Annotated in this window: 9 protein-coding genes; all 9 read left to right on the plus strand. The window is 65.0% G+C overall.

Going from position 1 to position 14,505, the window contains the following annotated elements:
* The first annotated feature begins 23 nt into the window (after positions 1-23).
* Positions 24-2,495: a glycoside hydrolase family 127 protein gene (locus Q9293_RS14655; protein ID WP_306247801.1), complete on the plus strand. Its 2,472-nt coding sequence runs from the start codon at positions 24-26 to the stop codon at positions 2,493-2,495.
* Between the two features lie 34 nt (positions 2,496-2,529).
* Complete coding sequence (locus Q9293_RS14660; protein ID WP_306247803.1) at positions 2,530-4,107, plus strand: hypothetical protein; 1,578 nt, start codon at positions 2,530-2,532, stop codon at positions 4,105-4,107.
* A 3-nt stretch (positions 4,108-4,110) separates the two neighbouring features.
* Positions 4,111-6,624, plus strand: a complete 2,514-nt coding sequence (locus Q9293_RS14665; protein WP_306247805.1) for an NPCBM/NEW2 domain-containing protein — start codon at positions 4,111-4,113, stop codon at positions 6,622-6,624.
* 33 nt (positions 6,625-6,657) lie between these two features.
* The gene (locus tag Q9293_RS14670; RefSeq protein ID WP_306247807.1) at positions 6,658-6,807 is read left to right on the plus strand and encodes a hypothetical protein; all 150 of its coding nucleotides are present in this window, start codon (positions 6,658-6,660) and stop codon (positions 6,805-6,807) included.
* 53 nt (positions 6,808-6,860) lie between these two features.
* Entirely contained in the window at positions 6,861-9,524 is a 2,664-nt protein-coding gene (locus Q9293_RS14675; protein ID WP_306247809.1) for a DUF5695 domain-containing protein, read from the plus strand.
* Positions 9,525-9,717: 193 nt separating this feature from the next.
* Positions 9,718-10,809, plus strand: coding sequence for an aldose epimerase family protein (locus Q9293_RS14680; RefSeq protein WP_372342221.1), 1,092 nt, complete (start codon positions 9,718-9,720; stop codon positions 10,807-10,809).
* Between the two features lie 92 nt (positions 10,810-10,901).
* Positions 10,902-11,927: a LacI family DNA-binding transcriptional regulator gene (locus Q9293_RS14685; RefSeq protein ID WP_306247812.1), complete on the plus strand. Its 1,026-nt coding sequence runs from the start codon at positions 10,902-10,904 to the stop codon at positions 11,925-11,927.
* Between the two features lie 89 nt (positions 11,928-12,016).
* Positions 12,017-13,291: a peptide MFS transporter gene (locus Q9293_RS14690; RefSeq protein ID WP_306247814.1), complete on the plus strand. Its 1,275-nt coding sequence runs from the start codon at positions 12,017-12,019 to the stop codon at positions 13,289-13,291.
* A 12-nt stretch (positions 13,292-13,303) separates the two neighbouring features.
* A complete protein-coding gene (locus Q9293_RS14695; RefSeq protein WP_306247817.1) occupies positions 13,304-14,494 on the plus strand; it encodes a Xaa-Pro peptidase family protein in 1,191 nt (396 codons plus the stop codon).
* The last annotated feature ends 11 nt before the right edge of the window (positions 14,495-14,505 follow it).

The following is a 14,505-nucleotide window of genomic DNA, read 5'->3' on the forward strand; positions in this document are numbered from 1 at the left end:
CCTCCCCGTTCTGGAGCAGCCCCATGCTTTTCACCAAGCCCCACAACCTGCCTTCCCCCTGGAGGGTCCTGGGCCCCGCCCTGGTCCTCTGCACCACCTTCGCCCTCGCCGCGGACTACCCGGTCAAGCCCGTGCCCTTCACCTCCGTGCGCATCACGGGAGGCTTCTGGCAGCCCCGCCAGGAGGTGAACCGAAAAGTGACCCTGCCCTTCGCCTTCGAGCAATGCGAGGCCACCGGGCGCATCAAGAACTTCGACCAGGCCGCCGAGGTGCTGCGGCGCCGGGCCGCCGGGGAGAAGGACTTCCAGATGCAGCCCCTCACCGAGTACACCTTCGACGACTCGGACGCCTACAAGAGCATCGAGGGCGCCGCCTACGCCCTGAGCCTCCAGCGGGACCCCGCGCTCGAGGCCCTCTGCGACGGCATCATCACCCGCATCGCCGCGGCCCAGGAGCCGGACGGCTACCTGTACACCTGGCGCACCATGCACCCGGATTCACCGGCCCATCCCTGGATCCACGAGAAGCGCTGGCTCAATGACCCCGACCTCAGCCACGAGCTGTACAACCTGGGCCATCTCTACGAGGCAGGCACGGCCTACTATCAGGCCACGGGCAAGCGGGCCCTGCTGGATGTCTGCCTGAAGAGCGCCGAGCTCCTCTGGAAAAATTTCGGCAAGGGCGACCTCAAGATCGCCCCCGGCCACCAGGTGGTGGAGATGGGCCTGGCCAAGCTCTACCGGATCACGGGTGACGAGCGCTGGATCAAGCTCGCCAAGTTCTTCCTGGACGTGCGCGGCCCCGGTGGCGACACCTATGCCCAGATGCACAAGCGGGTGGTGGACCAGGACGAGGCCGTGGGCCACGCCGTGCGGGCCGGCTACATGTACTCAGGCATGGCCGACGTGGCCGCCCTCACCGGCGATCCCAGCTACATGAAGGCCATCACCCGGATCTGGGACAACGTGGTGGGCCGCAAGCTCTACATCACCGGCGGCATCGGCGCCCGGGGGTCGGGCGAGGCCTTCGGCGATGACTACGAACTGCCCCAGCGCGCCTACAACGAGACCTGCGCCGCCATCGCCAACCTCATGTGGAACCACCGCATGTTCCTCATGACCGGCGAATCCAAGTTCATGGACGTCTTCGAGCGCACCCTCTACAACGGCTTCCTCAGCGGCGTCTCCCTCAGCGGCGACCGCTTCTTCTATCCCAATCCGCTGGTCTACGACGGCAAGAGCCGGAACAACCATGGGCACGCAGGTCGGGCCCCCTGGTTCGGCTGCGCCTGCTGCCCTCCCAACGTTCTGCGCACCCTGGCGGCCCTGTCGGGCTACATGTACGCCGTGAAGGACGACCGCCTCTTCGTGAACCTCTACGCCCAGAGCCAGGCCACCACGGAGGTGGCAGGCACCTCCGTGACCCTGAGCCAGACCACGGATTATCCGTGGTCTGGGCGCATCCGCATGGGCGTGGATCCGGCGAAGCCCGGCGCCTTCAGCCTCTGCATCCGCATTCCCGGCTGGACCCAGGGCCAGCCCCTGCCCAGCGACCTCTACGCCTACCGGGATGCCAAGACGGGCCTCGGTCCCTGGACTGTCTCCGTCAACGGCAAGGCGGTCCCCGCCGAACTGCGCGATGGCTACGCCATCCTGACGCGCACGTGGCGCCAGGGTGACCGGGTGGACGTGGATCTGCCCATGCCCGTGCGGACGGTCGTGGGCAACGCGCATGTGGCGGCCACCCGGGGCCGTGTCGCCCTGGAGCGGGGCCCGATGGTCTACTGCCTGGAAGGCAGCGACAACGGCGGCGACATCTTCGATGTGGCGGTGCCCGCCCTCCAGAACGTGAAGCCCGTGAGCCGACCCGGTTTCCTGGGCGGTGTGACCGTGCTGGACATCCAGGGCGCCCACCGCGTCTCCCGACTCAAGGAGGGCGGCACCACCTCCACCCGCGCCACCGTGACCGCCATTCCCTACTTCGCCTGGGCCAACCGCGGGCCCTCGCCCATGCAGGTCTGGCTGCCCACCGAGGAAAAGGATGTGCCCCTGCCGCCCAAGCCGACGCTGGCTTCTGAAAGCAAGGTGAGCGTCTCCTTCATGCGGCAGGGCATGGGCACCGAAGCGCTGAGCGATCAGCTCATACCCCAGAACGCCACCGACGGCTTCGCTCCCCACTTCGACTTCTGGCCCCACAATGGCGGCGTGGAGTGGGTGGACTACCAGTTCAAGGCCCCCGCCACCGTGTCCCAGGTGTCCGTGTGCTGGTTCGACGACCAGCCTTCCGGTGGCGGCTGCGCCGTGCCCGAATCCTGGCGCCTGCTCTACCGCACGAAGGAGGGGGCTTGGCAGCCCGTCACCGGCGCCTCCTACCCCACCACCCGCGGCGCCCTGCTGAACACCACCTTCACCCCCGTGACCACCACCGGCCTCCGCCTCGAAGTGCACCTCCAGCCGGGCCTCTCCGCGGGCCTCTACGAATGGGCTGTGCAGTAGCCGATCCCGGCGCATCCACCCCTGGAGATCTGGCGTGACCATCCATCGATTCCTGCCCTCGGCCTTGCTCGCCCTTGGCCTTCCCCTCCTGGCCCAGGCCGGGCCACCTGTGGTGCCACCTTCCGAGAAAATGCTCGGCACCTTCGAGGCCAAGCACCGGGAAGTCGCCCGCACCTTCTACCGCAAGAGCCTCGACATCCAGGGCATGCCAGTGCTGGCTGGAGAGGCCGTGGCCGACGAGGCCCTGCACCGCACCTATGACATCGTCACCCACGTGCTGGCCGGGCGACCCGACATCATTCGGGCCATGGCCGCCTTCGGCACGCGGCTGGTGATCATCGGCAAGGATCAGGTCTACACGGATCTCCCCGACTACCGGGACACGCCCGATCCGGCCTTCTGGAACGAGCGGGTGCGTGGCACCGGCGGCGATGACGTCACCAGCTTCGGCGAAGAGAACCTCCTGAACCTCGCCAACGACCGCTACGACGACATGAGCGTGGGCCTCCACGAATTCGCCCACACCATCGACGCCACCTTGGCGCGCATGGACCCCCGGTGGCAGAAGGATCTCGAGGCCTTGTACCGCAGGGCCGTCTCCCAGGGGCTGTTCCGCAACACCTATGCAGGATCCAGCGCCACGGAGTACTGGGCGGAACTGGTCACCATGTACTTCGACTGTGAGCGGGGCAACAACTGGAACCACGGCCCCGTGACCACCCGGGAGGGCCTCAAGCGTTACCAGCCTGAGGCCTACGCCTTCGTCCACCGGGTCTTCCGGCTCAGCCCCGCCCAGGATTGGCGGCTGCGCCCCTTGCGCCGCCAGCCCTCGGTCATCGCTCCACCGCCCGCCCTTGGGGCCTCGCCCATCTACACAAAGTTCACCTATGCCCGGGAGTTCCCGGTGCTGGGAACGGCCAAGGTGAGTGAGCGGGCGCTGCTGAAGGCCAACGACACCATCCGCAAGCTGTTCGCCTACCGGCACGACCTCCTGAAGGTGCTCATCCACAAGGGGGCCCGGCTGGTGGTGCTGGGCCGCGGTGAGAACCTGAGCGACCTTCCGGAACTCAAGGCCGACAAGGCCAACCATGGCTTCGAGGAGCTCCGCTTCCTGGACTACACCCCGGAACTGAAGCTGATGGTGGTGCCTGAGGAGAATGTGCTCAACCTCTCCGGCGATCCCTTTGCCGGGGAATGCATGACCCTCAGCGTCTTCGCGAAGGCCGTCTACCGCGCTGCCGGTCTGCGCCCGGTGGATGCCGCGTTCGAGCGGAAAGGGGCCGAGCGGCAGCAATACGAGCTGCGCGTCCAGCGCATGGATGTTCGCTTCGACGCGCAGGTGCGGGCCGCCTTCGCGCACGCCACCCGCCTGGGGCTTTGGCGTGGCACACCCGCCGCCCAGGATCGCTTCGCCTACTGGACCGCCGGTGTGTCCGCCTATTTCGACGCTGCCGGGGACGGCTACCCACCCCTGAAGGCCGAGCGCCCCATCACCACCCGCGAAGCCCTCAGGGCCCACGATCCCGGCCTCTACCGCCTCGTGGACAAGACCATGGCCTACCGGGAGCACGTGGACTGGCGCTTCCAGCCCTGCCCCCGGAATCAGGAGTAGCTCATGCCCCGCCCCTCCCATCCAGCGCTCCTGCTGGCCTTGACCTGCATGCTGGCCGCAGGCCAGCCCAAACCAGGAGCCTCAGCCAAGGCCCCAACTCCGGCAAAGGGTTGGCCCTACCCCATTCCTGCGCGCGTGAAGGACAGCGCCAACGGCGATCTGTTCGTCATGACCCTCGGCGAGGTGAAGACCAGCCTGGCCCAGGGCACCTACGACCCTGCCAAGGACGAGCTCACCTTGCAGGATGGCCGCCGACTGCCGCACTACTACCGTGACACCCTGAAGCTGAAGTTCTTCAAAGCCATGGACAAGTCGATCTTCCCGGTGGCCCCATCGGGTTTCTGCACCTGGTACTACTACTACCAGGATCTCGATGAGCAGGAGGTGCGGCGCAACACCGATTGGATTGCGCAGAACCTCAAGGATTACGGCGCCCAGATCATCCAGATCGACGACGCCTGGCAGGCGGAGAAGGCCGACGGCAAGCATGGCTCCAGGGACTGGAGCGCCGTGGACCGCCACTTCCCCAGCGGCATGGCCGACCTCGCCCGTTACATCAAGGGCAAGGGCTTCACCCCAGGCCTCTGGATCGCCCCCCACGGCCAATCCAACGACCAGGTGGTCCAGGCTTCGCCGGGCGTGTTCCTGCGCAAGCCGGATGGCACGTCACCCTCGGATACCTGGGAAGGCAAGTGGCTGGTGGATCCCTCCACGGAGGCCTCCCAGACCTACCTGAAGGGCCTCTTCTCCCGGCTCGCCGGCTGGGGTTATGACTACCTGAAGATCGACGGGCAGCCCATCGTGGTGGAGGAGTACGGCAAGACCCAGGCCTTCATGCAGAAGCCCGGCGCGCCGGATCAGCTCTACCGCCACACCCTGGACGCCATCCGCGCGGGGCTCGGGCCGAACCGCTACCTCCTGGGCTGCTGGGGCCTTCCCGTGGAAGGCATGGGCCTCATGAACGGCTCTCGCACCGGCGGCGACGTGGTGCTGGGTTGGGAGGGCTTCCTCACGGCCCTGGCGCCCACGCTGCAGTCCTACTACCAGCACAACATCGCCTGGTACACCGACCCGGACGTGATGCTGCTGCGGGCCCCGCTCACCCTGGATCAGGCCCGGGTGTGGGCCTCACTCCAGGGCCTCACCGGCCAGGCCCTATTCTCCAGCGACCGCCTGCCGGACCTGTCGCAGGAGCGCGTGAACATCCTCCGCAAGGTCTTCCCCGCAACCGACATCCGCCCCCTGGACCTCTTCCCCGCCACGCGGAACAAGCGCATCTGGGATCTCAAGGTGCAGCACCTGGGCCGCGGCTACGACGTGGTGGGCGCCTTCAACTTCCGCCAGGACCGCCCCGATCAGCTCTACCTGGGCTGGAAGGATCTGGGGCTGGCCGCCGACAGGCCCGTCCATGTCTTCGATTTCTGGAACCAGGAATACCTGGGCGCCTGGGACGTTGGCATGGCCCTGGATCTCGCACCGACCAGCTGTCGCGTGCTCAGCCTGGTGCCCAGCGATGGGCAGATCCAGCTGGTGTCGACCAACCGCCACCTCACCCAGGGCTGGGTGGACCTGCAGGAGCTTCGGCGCACGGCCAGCGGCTTCTCGGGGAAGAGCAAGCTCATCGAGAACGATCCCTACGAGCTGCACTTCGCGTTCCCGCGCGGGCAGAACTTCGAGATCAGCCAGGCCTCGGCGCACTCCGCCTCTGGGGCGCTGCCCATACAGATCACTCAGCACCAAGGCTGGGCCACGCTCCGCATCACCTCGAAGCAGACCCAGGAGATCCGCTGGAAAGTGGCCTTCAAGCCAACCGGGTATTACCACTACCCCACCCAGGCCCCGGTCGGGTTGCAGGTGGAGCCCATGGGCCTCGATGGCGCTGACCTGAAGTGGAAAGATCAGTACTACCTAAACGCCGGCTATCAGGTGTATCTCGACGGCCAGCTTCAAGGGCAGACGGCCACACCCCACTTCCCCTTGCGTGGGCTGGATCCCACCCGGAGCTACACGGTTGAAGTCCGCAGTGTCTGGGAGGACGGCGTGGAAAGCAAAGGCCCGAAGAAGGCGGAACTGGCCTTCACCCTCGGCGCCCTGCTGCCCGAGATGGCCAAGCTCACCGAGCTCGATCCCATCCGGAGTGAGGGCCGTGGCGCTGAGCCCCGCACCTTCACGGTGACCACCCGGCACCGGGCCGGCCTTTCCGCCCATGCTGGCTCCGAAGTGGAATTCGATCTCAAGGGGCTCTTCACCACCTTCACGGGCCAGGCGGCCTTCGACGATTCCGATCGCGAAAAAACGCCCGTGACATTCACCGTCTTGGCGGATGGCCGAGAGCTCTGGACCAGTGGCCCCCTGGCCAAGGCCGCGGGTCCGAAGCCCTTCAGCCTCGATGTTCGCGGCGTCAAGCACCTGGTGCTGCGCACCAGCGCCCAGGAGGCCGCTCCCGAAGATGACGACTGGCTGAACGCCCCGCACGCGGCCTGGCTGGATCCCGTTCTGGCCAAGATCGCCCAATGACAACACGCCTCCGCATCCTCTACAGGAGCTGACATGGGAAACCTAGGTTGCATGGAACTGATCCTCATCCTCGTGGCCTTCGTGCCCGGGTGTGCCCTCGTCGGAGGCGGCATTCTTGGCTTCCTCGCCTTCCGGAAGGTCCGGGAGCTGGAGGCACAGCTCAAAGCCAAGAACCTCATCTAGCCATTCGCCTCCGCCCCTGCCCATTAGCCGTTTCATCCTTGGTGGTGATGCTTATGTTGAGAGATCTTCCCTTCGTCCGCGCCATCGCGCGCGCGGCCCTGACGCTGCTGTTGGCCGTCGGCAGCGTGGCCGCCATGGCCGGATCAGCCATGGATGTGAAAACCGAGGGCGGCTTCCTCATCAGCCTCAAGGGCCCGAAGACCCACCGAGGAATGGAATACATCACCCCAGGGAAGCGGCTTGGAGACGTGCACCTGCGCTACCGGGCCGCTGGGGAGGACTGGTGTGAAGCCACGAATGCTGGTCCCGGGTTGTTCGTCAACAGTCGATTTGAAGCCAGGGGTGGCGCACTCATCTGGACGATCACGCTCAGGAACCCCACGAGCAAAACCCTGGAGGTGGGGGACCTGTCCCTGCCCCTGCCCATCCAGACGGATTTCAGCCGTCACGGCTCTGACAAGACCTCCGTGCTCAAACACAGCTTCATCTCAGGGTCAGGTTCCTTCCTGTTCTGGATGCGGCCGGACAGCGCCAAACCCTTCCTGACCATGACCGCCCTGGGCGACACCAGCCTGGAGTATTGGGAGGCAGAGGGAGGCTACCGCGTGTACCTGCATGCCAAGCACGCCCTTGAAGCCCTCAAGGGCGAGGGGACTTGGCGCCAACCGGGTACGAGTTTATTCCTCACCCCCTCAGGCTCCGCGGGTGACTCCCACACCTACGGATTCAAGTTCCAGTGGGCGGATGGCTACGAGGGGGTCCGGAACATCCTCGTGAACGAAGGTCATGTCGACACCCAGGTCGTACCAGGCATGACCTTGCCCAGCGATCTGACGGCCACCGTGGCCCTGCGTTCCAAGGTCCCCATCCAGGCATTGGAGGCCGAATTCCCCGCGGATACGGTCATCCAGGAACTGGATGAGCGCAAGGACGGCACCCGCCTCTTCCAGGTCCGCTTCGCCCGACTGGGTGAGAACCGCCTGCTCGTGCGGTACGGGAACGGGCGGCACATCTATCTGGAATTTTTCAGCACCGAACCCGTGGAAACCCTGATCAAGAAACGGGGCAGCTTCATCGCTCGCCACCAGCACCAGGACCCCACCAAGTGGTACCGCGGTCTCCTGGCCGAATGGAACATGGAGAACCACACGCTGTTGGGCCCCGACAACTACGATCAGATCAAGGGCTGGCGAATCTACGAGGTCACCTGCGATGATCCCGGGCTCAGCAAACCCGCGTTTCTGGCCACCAAGTTGGCGGAATACCCTGTGCAATCCGAAGTCGATGCGCTGGACGAGTACCTTCAGCACTTCGTCTGGGGCGGCCTCCAGCAGACCGATGCGGAACCCTTCCCCTACGGCGTTTACGGCATCCCGGACTGGAAGCAGAACCGCGAAAGCCCCGATCCCGGCCCTAAGGGTCGGCAGCACCTGTGGCGGGTCTATGATTATCCGCACATCGTGGCCACCTATCTGGGCATGTACCGCGTGGCACGGCACCATCCGGAGATCCATACCGCCCTGAGCGCCGAGGTCTACCTTCGGCGCGCCTACGGAACCGCCCTGGCGATGTTCACGGTTCCCATGGCCATCGCCCAGTGGTCCCCCTATGAGACCGGGTACTACAATGAGATCGTCATCCCCCACCTGATGGATTGCCTGAAGGGGGAAGGGTTGAAGGCGGAGAGCCAGGCCCTCGCTCAGCATTGGGACAAGAAGGCCCAGTTCTTCGTCAACGACCAGCCCGACTTGTTCGGGTCGGAGTATCCCTTTGATTCCACCGGATTCGAATCCACCCACGCCTTGGCCACCTACGCCCTCAAGGCCCCGACCATCCGTCGCGCCCGCGCCAAGGCCTTTCTGGAACGCCAACTGAAGGCCAACCTCTTCTGCCGTGGGTGGATCGAGCCCGCCTACTACCTGTTGGGAAGCGACTATCGAGGCAGCGGCGGAGACGCGTTCACACTCTCCTACATGTCGCCCATGGGCGGAGGCGCCATCCTCGACTACGGCCTGAACCATGCCGAAAAGCCAGCGCCCTTCCTCCGCCTGGGCTATGCCTCCATCCTGAGCGCCTGGGCCCTCATGAACACCGGCACGCCAGAATCCGGTTTCGGTTACTGGTTCCCCGGACAGGACAATGATGGCGGCGTTGGCGGCGGCTTCGAGCCTGCAGCGAAGGGGCGGACCTGGCTTGAACAACCCCATCACCGGGGCCCTTGGTTCTACAGCTCTGAGTCGGACCTTGGATTCTGTGGAGCACTCCGGAACGCCTCGACCATTCTCACGGACGACCCCCTGTTCGGCCGCATCTGCTACGGCGGCACCTGGAAGCCGATGGCGGGCTTCCTGGAGGTGGCGCCGAAGGATGGCGTAAGAAGACGCTTCCACGCCCTCCTGGGCAACCGGAAGCTGCATCTTCACCTAACTCGCGACCGATTCGCGGGGTCCAACCCCATTCAAGTGAAGGAGGATCTTTCGTCGATCCGGTTCCACCTCGAATCCGACACCCCTGGCAGCCACAACATCGAGTTGGGATTCGCAGGGGAGCCGGGCCAGTACCGCATCGAGAACCCCGATGGAACCACGGCGCTACTTAAGCTCGGTGCAGGCAACGAGACTCCGGTCACCCTGCCCGTGGGCCCCGGCTTGAGTGGACCCTACATCATCACGCGGCTGCCCAGCAACCAAGGGCGCACCAAGAAGAGCAGAAGCTGATTGCAGCGTGCTCAGATGAACACTGAAACGATTTCATTTTCTGACATTTTGCGCCATCATGGCCGCTGGATTGCCGTTCCCAGGATCGCAAGCCGCGTTCGATTGGAGAATCCCAATGAGCCCCACTGATTTGGCCCCCACCCGCCGCACCGCGATGACCACCGCCCTGACGGGCCTCTGCGCCGCCTTCGCCATGGCCTCGTCGCCAGCCCCCCGCCCCTTCGGAACCACCAAGGATGGGGCGGCGGTGCAGCTCTACACGCTCACCAACCGCAATGGCATGAAGGCCGAGATCACCAACTACGGTGCCACCGTGGTGCGCCTGCTCGTCCCCGACCGGGCTGGGAAGCTGGATGACGTCGTGCTGGGCTTCCCCAGTCTGGATGGCTACACCAGCGATGCCTTCCGCAAAAGCAATCCCTACTTTGGAGCCATCGTCGGCCGCTTTGGCAACCGCATCGCCCATGCCGCTTTCACCCTTCAGGGAAAGACCTATCAGCTGGCCGCCAACAATACGCCCGGCGACTTGCCCTGCTCCCTTCATGGCGGGCTGAAGGGATTTGATCAGGTGGTCTGGGAGGCGAAGCAGGTCAAGCGCAATGGTGCGGATTGCCTGCAGATGCGCTACGTCTCCAAGAGCGGGGAGGAGGGCTACCCCGGAAACCTGCGTGTGACGGTGTCGTTCTCGCTTACGCCCGACAATGGCCTGAAAATCCATTACAGCGCCACCACGGACCAGGCCACTCCCGTGAACCTGACCCATCACGGTTACTTCAACCTCAAAGGTGAAGGAAACGGAGACATCCTCGGGCACCAGCTCACCCTCCAGGCAAGCCGCTTCACGCCTGTGGACAAAGGGCTCATCCCCACCGGCGAGCTCCGTCCTGTGAAGGGTGGCCCTTTCGATTTCCTGGCGGCCCACACCATCGGCGAGCGGATCTTGGCCCAAGATGAACAGCTCGGCTTCGGTCAGGGGTACGACCACAACTGGGTGCTGGATCGAAAGAAAAGGGGACTCACCCTGGCTGCAACGGTGGAGGAGCCAACCTCGGGCCGCCGCATGGAAGTGTTCACCACCGAGCCCGGCATCCAATTTTACGCGGGCAACTTCCTGGACGGGACGCTGGTCGGAAAGGCGGGACAGGCCTACCCAAGGCGCAGCGGCTTCTGCCTGGAGACGCAGCACTACCCGGATTCCCCCAACCAGCCCCAGTTCCCCTCCACCATCCTGTGGCCAGGTCGCGTCTACCGAACCACGACGGTCTATCGCTTCAGCGCAAAGTAGCGAGAATGTCCTTAGGCTAAGTCGTCGAACAGCGCATCAAGAGCCACGAAGGAAGGGGCAGTGAATTGAAACACCCAGTCCGCCCGATCAAGATGTCCACGATCACGGATGTGGCCGAAGAGGCCGGCGTATCCAGGGCTACGGTAAGCCGGGTCCTTTCCGGAAGCGATGCACCGATCCGGCCCGAGACGCGCGAGAAGGTGCTGGCCGTGGTGGCGAAACTGGGCTTCCGGCCCAATGCCGTGGCCCGCAGCTTGTCCGGCAAGCGCACCTTCACGGTGGGTGTGCTGGTGTCTGACATCGGAAACCCTTTCTATGCCGATGTGATCAAGGGCGTCGAGGATGCAGGCCTTCCCGAGGGTTACAACCTCTTCCTGGGAAACACCAACTTCGATCTTGATCGCGGCACCACCCTGATCCACTCGCTCATTGACCGCCGAGTGGATGGCGTGATCATCCTGTTCAGCCGCACCTCCCAGGACTGGCTCACCACCCTCGCCGGCCACAACATCCCCGTCACGGTGGTGGACCGCGATCCTTCCATGCCCGCCCTGGAATCCGTCTCCATCAACGTGGATTTCCGCCCCGGCATCCGGGCGGCCGTGGAACACCTGGTAAGCCTGGGGCACCGGCGCTTCGCCCATGTCAGCGGCCCCCTGGATCTTCAAACCAGCCTGCGCCGCCGGGACATGTTCCTGGAAGAGCTGGCGGCCCATGGCATCAAGCCGAGCCAAATCCAGTGCGAAGAGGGTGACTTCCACATCGACGGTGGACGGGAAGCGGCCCGGCGGATCTTCGACAAGAACAAGACCTGGCCAACCGCCATTTTCGCCGCCAACGATCTCATGGCCCTTGGTGTCATGGGCGAGGCCCGTGCGCGCGACCTGCGTGTGCCCCAGGATCTGTCCGTCATTGGCCTGGATGACATCTGGCCTGCAGCGCACTCGACTCCCCCTCTCACCACCGTGGCCATGCCTCGCTACAAGATCGGCTTTCAGGCCATGAGTCGGCTCATGAAGCACCTGAAGGAGGCCAAACCCAGTCGCAAGACCCCCCAGGAGATCATCCTCGCCACCCAACTAGTGACCCGGGAATCCACCGCCCCTCCCCGCCGCTGAACCAAGGCGACCCTCTGCAGGCGAACCACCTCCGCGAACCCGCGGGGGATGGTCTTCTGCGGCCCCGCATCCACTGACGGAGTACCCTGATGTCTCCAGACACCCACCGTCACCCGGCAGGCCTCAGCACCCTGTTTCTCACGGAGGTCTGGGAGCGCCTCGGCTTCTACATCCTCATGGCGGTGCTCACCCTGCACATGGATAAGGAAATGGGTTGGAGCGATGGGACCAAGGGCATGGTCTACGGCCTCTTCCTGGCCGGTTGCTATTTCTTCCCCTTGCTGGGGGGGTGGCTGGGCGACAGGCTCCTCGGCCAGGTCACCACCGTGCGCCTTGGTGCCGCGCTCATGACCCTGGGCTACATCGCCCTCGGTCTGTCTTCCCGCAACCAGGTGGCGCTATTTGCCATAGGGCTATGCCTGATCGCTCTGGGCACCGGCATCCTCAAGGTGAATGTCTCCGTGCTGGTCGGTAACCTGTACGCTGACCGGCTGCACCTGCGCGATGCGGGTTTCAATATCTACTACATGGGCGTGAACATTGGCGCGGCAGCTGCGCCCATTGCGGCCACAGCCCTGGGGTTCCGGTTCGGCAGCTATCGGGCGTCCTTCTGGGTCGGAGCCGTGGGCATGATCCTGGCTCAGGTGGTCTTCTACCGCGGCCGGGCGCGGCTCATTGAAACCGACAACCCCGCCGCGATGGAGTCAGACACGGCGCGCGCCATGCTTCCCCGTGAGTCGAGGCAGCGGGTGCTCGTCCTGCTCGGTCTGTTCGTGGTGGCGGCCCTCTTCTGGACCGGCTTCTACCAGAACGGTTTCGCCATGACCCTCTTCGCCGAACGCTCCACCCGAGCCGTGCCCCTCATGCGTCCGGAAACCTACCAGTTCTTCCAGCCGGCCTTCATCCTGGTCCTCACGCCGGTGCTCCTGGGCCTCTTCACGCTCCTCCGGGCCCGCCACGCCGAACCATCCACCCCTCGGAAGATTCTGCTGGGCATGCTGGTGATGGGCCTGGCCATGCTGGTCATGAGCTGGGCCAGTTATCGCGGGGGCAACCTCGACCGGCCCCTCATGTCCCCGATCTGGCTCATTGGCGCTTACGGCATCATCACCGCGGCCGAAATCCTGATCTCTCCACTCGGCCAGTCTTTCGTCACCAAGGTGGCGCCACCGAACCTTCGCGGCCGGATGATGGGCGGCTGGTTCGCGGCAACCGCCACAGGCGGCTATGCGTCTGGGCTCATCGGCAGCTTTTACGGACGCATGCCCCATCACCAGTATTACCTGTTCCTGGTCGGCCTGCTGGTCTGTTCGGCCCTGCTCGTCCTCATCCAGCTATCACGCCTGGAACGCTACGCCGTCTAAGGGAGCCTCCCCATGCTGATCAAGGAAAAAATCCATCAGGCCGCGCAGGCACTCACGGACTGCGGCCTCGACTGCTGGATCACCTTCACCCGGGAAACCGAGATCAACGGCGACTCCATCCTGCCCTTCCTGGTGCCTGGCCCACTCACATGGCACTCCGCCTTCATCATCACGCCCGATGGCCGGGCCCGCGCCATCGTGGGCCGCTACGACCGTGCCGCGGTCGAAGAAACGGGTGCCTACGACGAGGTCTACGATTTCGTCACCAGCTTCAGGGAACCCTTCCTGGCCTGCCTCCGCGCCATCGACCCGGCCCGCATCGCCGTGAACTACTCCGAGGACAGCGAAATCTGTGATGGCCTTACCCACGGCATGTTCCTCACGCTCCAGGGGCTGCTGGGAGAGCTGGGCATGGCCGACCGGCTGGTGTCCGCCGAGTTCATCGTCGCTGCCCTTCGGGAGCGGAAATCCGCCGGCGAGCTCGCCTCCATGCGCGAAGCCATCCGCCAGGCCCAAGAGGTTTTCCAGCTTGTCCAAGGCCAGCTTGTTCCGGGGCGCACCGAGCAGGAGATCGCGGCCTTCATGCAGGCCGAAGTGCGTCGCCGCGGCCTGGCCTTCGCCTGGCATCCCGACACCTGCCCTTCCGTTTTTACAGGCCCCGATACCGCGGAGGCCCACTACAGCCCCACGGCCCGTGCCGTGGAGCCAGGTCATCTGGTGACCATGGATTTCGGTGTCCGCGTCGATGGCTATTGTTCGGATCTCCAGCGGACCTTCTATGTGGCTCGGCCTGGCGAGACCGCGCTTCCCGAAGCCGTCCGCCATGGCTTCGACACCCTGCGCCAGGCCATCGAAGCCGCCAAGGCCACCCTGAAGCCGGGCGTGCGGGGGTTGGATGCCGATACCGCCGCCCGCCAGACGATCCTGGCCGCGGGCTATGAGGAATACCCCTTCGGCCTGGGTCACCAGGTGGGCCGCTTTGCCCACGATGGCACCGCCCTGCTGGGGCCCGCCTGGGCCAAGTACGCAAGCAAGCCTTTCAAGCCCCTGGAAGGGGGCATGGTCTTCACCATCGAGCCGCGGCTCAGCGTTCCGGGCCATGGCATCGTGTCCATCGAAGAGATGGTGGTGATCACGGCCACTGGCGCGGAGTGGCTCAGCGATCCCCAACTGGAATTGCCCCTCCTGGCCAGTGTCGTCTGAACCCCGGCGAT

The sequence above is a fragment of the Geothrix sp. PMB-07 genome, assembly GCF_030758935.1.
In the GTDB taxonomy this organism is placed as follows: domain Bacteria; phylum Acidobacteriota; class Holophagae; order Holophagales; family Holophagaceae; genus Geothrix.

Bases quoted from the DNA above. Each gene is read 5' to 3' on its own strand.
- Q9293_RS14655 (WP_306247801.1), top strand. From the start codon at position 24: ATGCTTTTCACCAAGCCCCACAACCTGCCTTCCCCCTGGAGGGTCCTG.
- Q9293_RS14665 (WP_306247805.1), top strand. From the start codon at position 4,111: ATGCCCCGCCCCTCCCATCCAGCGCTCCTGCTGGCCTTGACCTGCATG.
- Q9293_RS14670 (WP_306247807.1), top strand. From the start codon at position 6,658: ATGGGAAACCTAGGTTGCATGGAACTGATCCTCATCCTCGTGGCCTTC.
- Q9293_RS14675 (WP_306247809.1), top strand. From the start codon at position 6,861: ATGTTGAGAGATCTTCCCTTCGTCCGCGCCATCGCGCGCGCGGCCCTG.
- Q9293_RS14680 (WP_372342221.1), top strand. From the start codon at position 9,718: ATGGCCTCGTCGCCAGCCCCCCGCCCCTTCGGAACCACCAAGGATGGG.
- Q9293_RS14685 (WP_306247812.1), top strand. From the start codon at position 10,902: ATGTCCACGATCACGGATGTGGCCGAAGAGGCCGGCGTATCCAGGGCT.
- Q9293_RS14690 (WP_306247814.1), top strand. From the start codon at position 12,017: ATGTCTCCAGACACCCACCGTCACCCGGCAGGCCTCAGCACCCTGTTT.
- Q9293_RS14695 (WP_306247817.1), top strand. From the start codon at position 13,304: ATGCTGATCAAGGAAAAAATCCATCAGGCCGCGCAGGCACTCACGGAC.